This window comes from Bacillus sp. Xin1, from assembly GCF_013314535.1.
Classification (GTDB): Bacteria; Bacillota; Bacilli; order Bacillales; family Bacillaceae_G; genus Bacillus_A.
This window is the reverse complement of the sequence record NZ_JABUAE010000020.1, coordinates 74,631-81,050: the sequence shown is the minus strand read 5'-3', so window position 1 is coordinate 81,050 and position 6,420 is coordinate 74,631. Positions and strand designations below refer to the sequence as shown.

The window sequence follows — 6,420 nt, the reverse complement described above, 5'->3', positions numbered from 1 at the left end:
ATTTAGGTGGCTTTTCATAATATATAGGAAGAGAAAACCTATCGTTATTTAAAAATAACAAAATGAACAGTAGCTTATTTGTTTATAAAATATTTTTCTAAAAGAATAATGAAAGGTTTGCATACTATTTAGTTTTTCGAAAAATTTCGTATAAAAATATATTTTTATTTTTCAACTAAATGTGTTACTATATGTTTGACAAAAGTAAAGAGGTCTGACCTAATAACTCTGTGGTATAACACTCTGATATCTTCAATATTCTAAAAAATCAAAATTATTAATCGGAGTAAGAAAAGGGGAAATGGAGAAATTATGGGAAAAGACATTGCTTTTTAAGGGGTATATATAATCACTATGGATAGAGAGGAGGATGCATAGTATATTGTGAAAGAGACAAAAACAATGAAAACATGCTATGCAAAAGAGAGATGAAGGGACGATTAAGGCCAGGAGATACACTAGCAATCGGTTTAATGTTATTTGCATTATTTTTAGGAGCAGGAAATTTAATTTTCCCGCCAGTATTAGGTCAACAAGCAGGAGAAAATGTTTGGATTGCCACAATTGGATTCCTTGTGACAGGAGTCGGACTTCCTCTATTAGCTGTAACGGCTGTCGCTTTTGTAGAAGGAGATTTGAAAGCGCTATCTTCTAGAGTGCACCCTATATTTGCATTTATTTTCCCACTGATTAGTTATTTAGCAATTGGACCATTCTTTGCCATCCCACGTACAGGAGCGGTTTCTTTTGAAATGGGGATGAAACCATTTTTAACGGAAACAATGGCTTCAGAATGGTACATGTTGTTTCTCTACACAACAGTTTTCTTCGGTATTACGTGGTACTTATCATTAAACCCATCAAAATTGATTGATTGGTTTGGAAAGTTTCTTACTCCGTTATTAGTATTAATTGTCGCTGTAATTGTAGGTAAAGCTATAATTGATCCAATTGGAACTCCTGCTGCACCGATAGAAGCATATAAAGATACTGCATTTTTCGGTGGATTTATTCAAGGATACTTAACGATGGATGCGATTAGTGCACTTGTGTTTGGTATCGTTGTTGTACAAGTTATTCGTTCGAAAGGGATAAAAGAAAGCGGACAAATCGCAAAAGTAACAATTATATCTGGGGTTATTGCTGTATTAGGTTTAACATTAATTTATTTATCACTTGCTTATCTTGGTTCGACAAGTACATCACTTGGCGTTTCTGATAATGGAGGTCTTATTTTAACGAAAGTTGTAAATGAGCTATATGGAACAAGTGGCAAAGTATTGTTAGGCCTTGTTATTACACTTGCTTGTTTAACAACTTCAGTTGGACTGACATCCGCGTGTGCGGGATTCTTTACAAATTTATTCCCAAAATTATCACATAAAATGATTGTAACATTGGTATGTGTGTTTAGTTTAGTTGTATCAAATTTAGGGTTAACACAGCTTATTGCTGTAACATTACCAGTATTGATGATTATTTACCCTGTTGCGATTGTACTAATTGTACTGTCATATTTCCATAAATGGATTGGACAGCGAAATACAATATATATCGGTGCGATTTTGGGTGCGTTAGTAATCAGTGTATTTAACGGTTTAGAAAGCGCGAATATTAAGTTTGACGCCATAACAAATGTCCTGCAAATGCTTCCTTTATACAAGGAAGGAATTGGGTGGTTACTACCATCATGTATTGGTGGAGTCATTGGTTACTTCTTATATAGACCAAGTGAATCAAGTGAGTTACAAAAGAAAGGTGCTTAGGCATCTTTCTTTTTTTAGAGGGAATTCATATGTTTTGTCTAAATATTAGCTTGGAAGGAATGATAAAATGGCTAATTTTGAAGACTTTTTACAGTTAGATTTACGCGTTGGAACGATAAAAAAAGCAGAAGAGTTTAAAGAAGCGCGTGTACCTGCGATTAAGCTGGAAATTGACTTTGGTGAACTTGGTATGAGGCAGTCCAGTGCTCGAATTACAGAATTTGTAAGCAGGAAAGACCATGTGCTTTAGCCGTGGGAGTGGTCAATGCAGCCAGATATAGAAATCCCTAATGGAACACCAATTAGTTCATAGGGAGAGGATTAGAAATGGATATTGGAAAGATCTATTTAGAATGTGCAATTTCAAACTTTAAGGCGATGCAAAAGCAAGGAGAACGGACACTTTCACAGTTATCATATGAACAAATAAGTTGGACACCTCATGAAGAAGCAAACAGTATTGCAATTATAATCAAACATTTACATGGGAATATGCGCTCAAGGTGGACAGATTTTTTAACGGCAGATGGTGAAAAATTAGATCGCAATCGTGATGGTGAATTTGAGGGGAGTTATGCTTCAAAAGAAGAGACGCTAATAGCGTGGCAGGAAGGCTGGGATTATGTTTTTCAAGCGCTGCAATCATTAACTTCACCAGACCTCTTAACACTCGTCTATATTCGAGGTGAAGCACATAGTGTTATGCAAGCAATTGAGAGACAAATTGCTCATTACGCTTTACATGTTGGACAAATCATTTATGTTGGCAAAATGTTAAAGAAAGAAGAGTGGGAGTGTTTGAGTATTCCTAAAGGACAGTCTACTCGTTATCAACGAAAGTGACGTTCAATATAATGGTAAGAAATTAAACGGCATAAAGCAGGTATTAAAAAGAAAATCCAAATAACCGATGGCTCAGTTATGGTTAAAATACTCCCTACAACGAGGGTGTACAAAATAAAATATATTCCAAATAGCGTATTAATAGGAAGAAAACTAGAAAAGAAAAATTGTTGGCCAAAACAAGTATTGTGAAATAAGTAGATGCGTATGTAAAACATTGTGGTAATAAGATCTTGCTTTCTGATAATTTTTTTCTGGCATTTATGACATATAAAAGTGGGTCTCATTTTTACACTCCATTTACAAATAAGTATTATGTCCTTCTTAAACTTGCTACTAGTTTATAAATAAGTAGATATAAAAAATATACTCCTACATAAGCCCCGGTGATGAGAAATAATGGATTCAATAAAATACCGTGGATGGTCGTCATAAATACTAAGCCGTGAAGCACAACATCATATATGTTAAAAGCAATTAGTATACCAAGTATATATAATGAAAGGTACGCGCAAATATCCAAGAAAACACGGACTTTAGGGTGTGCTGCAAATAATAAAAAAACACATGATAAAACAATAGGAATGATACCGATTATTAGCTTCAATTCATTTCACCTCTATGACAATATAGCCGAAATTTAGGCGGTCTATTCTCTATAGCTTGTACATAAGTTGGAACAGAGAGGGTGATGTTATGAATCGAGGCTTTTTTTATGTGAAATTAACAAGTGTACGTAAGCTTATTTTATTTGTTGTCCTTATGATGTTAGCAACTTTTTTTCTTATTAGTATGATGGTGACTTCATTGAAAGAAACAAAGTCAGCATATTTATATAGTTGGTTGAATGAGTTATCAATGAATGGGTATATGTATGTGATTGGAAAGGAAAATCATTATTTTACACAAGAATATCGAAATTTAAATCAAGATTTTTCGATTTCATCTTTTCTTTTTTCAACAGCAACAAATATTCGTTTTGATGATGTGCGTAGTTTCGTCGGAAAAGAACTTCCTGGGTTTGGAAAATATGATGCAGAAATTGTCATTGCCGGTGAAGGGACTGATTATTCTAATTTACCGATAGAATCAAGTGTTCCGCTTGAAGAATTGGTGAAGGAAAGAACGGGAGAAACTGGACAGGTTCCGAAACCGGATACGAATAAAGAAAAAAAACAGCCCTCCCAAACGACGGGGAAAAGACAAGTTGCATTTATCTATCATTCTCACAGTTGGGAGTCTTATTTGCCGTTATTAAATTTGACAAATAATCCAAACGCAAATAAAGCGACGAGTTCTGTGACGAATATTTCTATTTTCGGAGATAGATTCCGTGAACAATTAGAAAATGAAGGAATAGGAGCAGTTCTTGATAAAACAGATGTTGGGAAGAGACTAATTAGTAGAGGGTTAAATGATACGAGTTCTTACAAAATGTCTCGGGAAATTGTACAGGAGGCAATGGCAGGAAATAAAGAGTTACAATACTTTTTTGATTTGCACCGAGATAGTGCCCGTAAAAATGTCACGACAAAAGCAATTGGAGATAAATCGTATGCGAGACTTGCTTTTGTCATAGGAAAAGGGAATAAAAATTACGCCAAAAACTTACAATTAGCAACTGCACTACATGAAGCGATTAATAAGAAATATCCAGGGGTAAGTCGAGGAGTTATACAAAAGGGGTTTCAAACAGGGAATGGTGTTTATAATCAGGACTTGTCAGGACAAGCAATTTTAATTGAAGTAGGAGGTGTAGATAATACCTCTGAAGAATTAAATCGTTCCATTGATGTATTGGCGAAAGCATTTAGTGAATATTTTTGGCAAGCAGAAAAGGTGAATGGATAAACGTAGGCGTGGTGCTTACGTTTTTTTTGTTCAAAAAGAAGAGGAAAATTGGAACCAAGCTCTTTTTATAAAAAGAATTTCATCTTCATTATACTAATATCGAAATTTGTCTATTTCTCCTATGAAAAATAGAAAGGTATTTCATAAAAAAATAGCGAAATCCTCTATATAGATAAGACTTTTTTACATTATAAAATCGACAGGGTGATAGAGATGATACGAGAAATTCAAGTAGAGGACGCAGCAGCATTTTTACAGTTAGGAAAACAATTAGATGAAGAAACTTCTTTTATGTTATTGGAACCAGGGGAACGGAATATGACAGTGGAGCAGCAAGAAAATATGATTAAATGCTTTATAGAAAACAATAATTCTACAATATTTGTAGCAGTAGAAGGTGAGCAATTAGTCGGATTTATTTTAGCTAATGGTGGTAATGTGCAAAGAAACAAACATGCAGCAGCGATTGTAATTGGAATTTTACAAGAGTATAGCGGAAAAGGAATTGGAACAGATTTGTTTAAAGAAGTAGAGATATGGGCAAAATTACATGATGTATGGCGTTTAGAACTAACAGTAATGGCCCATAATACGCGAGCTCAAGTACTATATAAAAAAGTAGGATTTGAACAAGAAGGTGTCAAAAAAGCTTCTCTCATTGTTGGTGAGGAAAATATCGACGAGTATTATATGGCTAAATTATTAAAATAAGAGGTCGTTTTATGAAAAAAAGGTGGACACTGCTGAGTGTCGTAGTAGTTGCAATTATTATTGGAGTAGCAGGCATTAACTATAAAATGTATAAAGATAAGCAAGCACAAGAAGTGAATAGTATTGTTACATTTCCAAAAGAGCAAGAAACTATTGCTCAAGTAGAAGGAGATATTGCAGTTGTGAATAATCCGGATTCTATACTTGTGCTTGTAAATAAAAGTAGACGGTTACCGGATCGTTATAAGCCGCAAGATTTAGTCATTCCAAAAGTGCGTTATTCAAGTGAAGGAGATCAAGAGAAGAAGAAAATGAGGAAAGAAGCAGCACAGGCACTTGAAAATATGTTCAAGCAAGGTGATCAAGAGAGGGTTTTTCTCTTTGCAGTCTCTGGATTCAGGTCTTTTGATCGGCAAAAAGCACTCAATACAATGTATAAGATTCAAGATGGGGAAGCGAAAACAGCGATGTCGAGTGCGATTCCAGGAACGAGTGAACATCAAACGGGACTTGCGATGGATATTACATCACAATCTGCTAAATTTCAATTAGAGTCTGTTTTTGGAGATACAAAGGAAGGGAAATGGCTTGCTGAAAATGCACATAAGTTTGGCTTTGTCATTCGGTATACAAAAGAGAAGGAATCGATTACGGGTTATCGGTATGAACCATGGCACGTTCGCTATGTAGGGAATCCGCAAGCTACCTATTTGTATGAAAATCAACTCACATTAGAAGAAGCCATGAAATAATCAATTAAGGGGAGACGGCCGAGATGACGATGTTATATAAGAAAAAGGTATATGCATACATTACGAGGGAGAAAGAAGGGAATATGCAATTGCTTGTTTTTACACATCGTGATATGCCAGAAGCTGGTATACAGGTCCCAGGTGGAACAGTGGATGAAGGAGAGAAATTAGAAGCAGCAGTACTGCGTGAAGTGCTAGAAGAGTCAGGACTTCGGCATTTATGTATAGAACGTTTCATTGATGATTATATCATCCATGTGAAAGAAAAACAGGAATATCAAAAACGTCATTTTTTTCATATGTCTTTATTAACAGACGCTAAGGATACATGGGAACATATCGTAAGTGCAGGAGAGGAAGATGAGGGCTTAACATTTTGTTATGAATGGGTTGATATAACAAAATGTCCTGTATTAGCAGGAAATCAAGGTGAGTTTATACATTTACTAGAAGAGATGTATGTGAAATAAAAAAGTTTGTTCATGCATTAAAAAACG

At 35.0% G+C, this 6,420-nt stretch carries 8 protein-coding genes and 1 pseudogene; 7 read left to right on the top strand and 2 right to left on the bottom strand.

Going from position 1 to position 6,420, the window contains the following annotated elements; translation table 11 throughout:
• Positions 1-428 precede the first annotated feature (428 nt).
• From brnQ4 to HRG09_RS17455, 3 genes and pseudogenes are all read left to right on the top strand, one after another.
• Positions 429-1,766, top strand: coding sequence for a branched-chain amino acid transport system II carrier protein BrnQ4 (gene brnQ4 / locus HRG09_RS17465; protein WP_254610114.1), 1,338 nt, complete (start codon positions 429-431; stop codon positions 1,764-1,766).
• A gap of 67 nt (positions 1,767-1,833) precedes the next feature.
• Positions 1,834-2,004: pseudogene (locus HRG09_RS17460) on the top strand (tRNA-binding protein); the annotation flags it as partial.
• 89 nt (positions 2,005-2,093) lie between these two features.
• On the top strand, positions 2,094-2,609 hold the full coding sequence (locus tag HRG09_RS17455; RefSeq protein ID WP_174102166.1) for a DUF1572 domain-containing protein: 516 nt from the start codon (positions 2,094-2,096) through the stop codon (positions 2,607-2,609).
• On the opposite strand, the gene HRG09_RS29015 is transcribed toward HRG09_RS17455, so the two are convergent.
• Positions 2,597-2,896 carry a permease gene (locus HRG09_RS29015; protein WP_254610113.1) on the bottom strand — a complete coding sequence of 100 codons (300 nt, stop codon included), beginning with the start codon at positions 2,894-2,896 and terminating at the stop codon, positions 2,597-2,599. The two genes, HRG09_RS17455 and HRG09_RS29015, sit on opposite strands and share 13 nt — an antisense overlap.
• Positions 2,897-2,922: 26 nt before the next feature.
• The gene (locus tag HRG09_RS17450) at positions 2,923-3,216 is read right to left on the bottom strand and encodes a hypothetical protein (protein WP_174102165.1); all 294 of its coding nucleotides are present in this window, start codon (positions 3,214-3,216) and stop codon (positions 2,923-2,925) included.
• Between the two features lie 89 nt (positions 3,217-3,305).
• Between HRG09_RS17450 and HRG09_RS17445 the strand changes: the two genes are divergently transcribed.
• The 4 genes from HRG09_RS17445 to HRG09_RS17430 all read left to right on the top strand — a co-directional run bounded on the left by HRG09_RS17445 (position 3,306) and on the right by HRG09_RS17430 (position 6,393).
• Positions 3,306-4,460: a stage II sporulation protein P gene (locus HRG09_RS17445; protein WP_174102164.1), complete on the top strand. Its 1,155-nt coding sequence runs from the start codon at positions 3,306-3,308 to the stop codon at positions 4,458-4,460.
• Positions 4,461-4,673: 213 nt separating this feature from the next.
• Entirely contained in the window at positions 4,674-5,171 is a 498-nt protein-coding gene (locus HRG09_RS17440; RefSeq protein WP_174102163.1) for a GNAT family N-acetyltransferase, read from the top strand.
• An 11-nt stretch (positions 5,172-5,182) separates the two neighbouring features.
• Positions 5,183-5,923: a M15 family metallopeptidase gene (locus HRG09_RS17435; RefSeq protein ID WP_174102162.1), complete on the top strand. Its 741-nt coding sequence runs from the start codon at positions 5,183-5,185 to the stop codon at positions 5,921-5,923.
• 23 nt (positions 5,924-5,946) lie between these two features.
• On the top strand, positions 5,947-6,393 hold the full coding sequence (locus HRG09_RS17430; protein WP_174102161.1) for an NUDIX hydrolase: 447 nt from the start codon (positions 5,947-5,949) through the stop codon (positions 6,391-6,393).
• Positions 6,394-6,420: the final 27 nt, after the last annotated feature.

Coding starts and splice junctions, on each gene's coding strand:
- brnQ4 (WP_254610114.1), top strand. CDS start 429: ATGAAGGGACGATTAAGGCCAGGAGATACACTAGCAATCGGTTTAATG.
- HRG09_RS17455 (WP_174102166.1), top strand. CDS start 2,094: ATGGATATTGGAAAGATCTATTTAGAATGTGCAATTTCAAACTTTAAG.
- HRG09_RS29015 (WP_254610113.1), bottom strand. CDS start 2,896: ATGAGACCCACTTTTATATGTCATAAATGCCAGAAAAAAATTATCAGA.
- HRG09_RS17445 (WP_174102164.1), top strand. CDS start 3,306: ATGAATCGAGGCTTTTTTTATGTGAAATTAACAAGTGTACGTAAGCTT.
- HRG09_RS17440 (WP_174102163.1), top strand. CDS start 4,674: ATGATACGAGAAATTCAAGTAGAGGACGCAGCAGCATTTTTACAGTTA.
- HRG09_RS17435 (WP_174102162.1), top strand. CDS start 5,183: ATGAAAAAAAGGTGGACACTGCTGAGTGTCGTAGTAGTTGCAATTATT.
- HRG09_RS17430 (WP_174102161.1), top strand. CDS start 5,947: ATGACGATGTTATATAAGAAAAAGGTATATGCATACATTACGAGGGAG.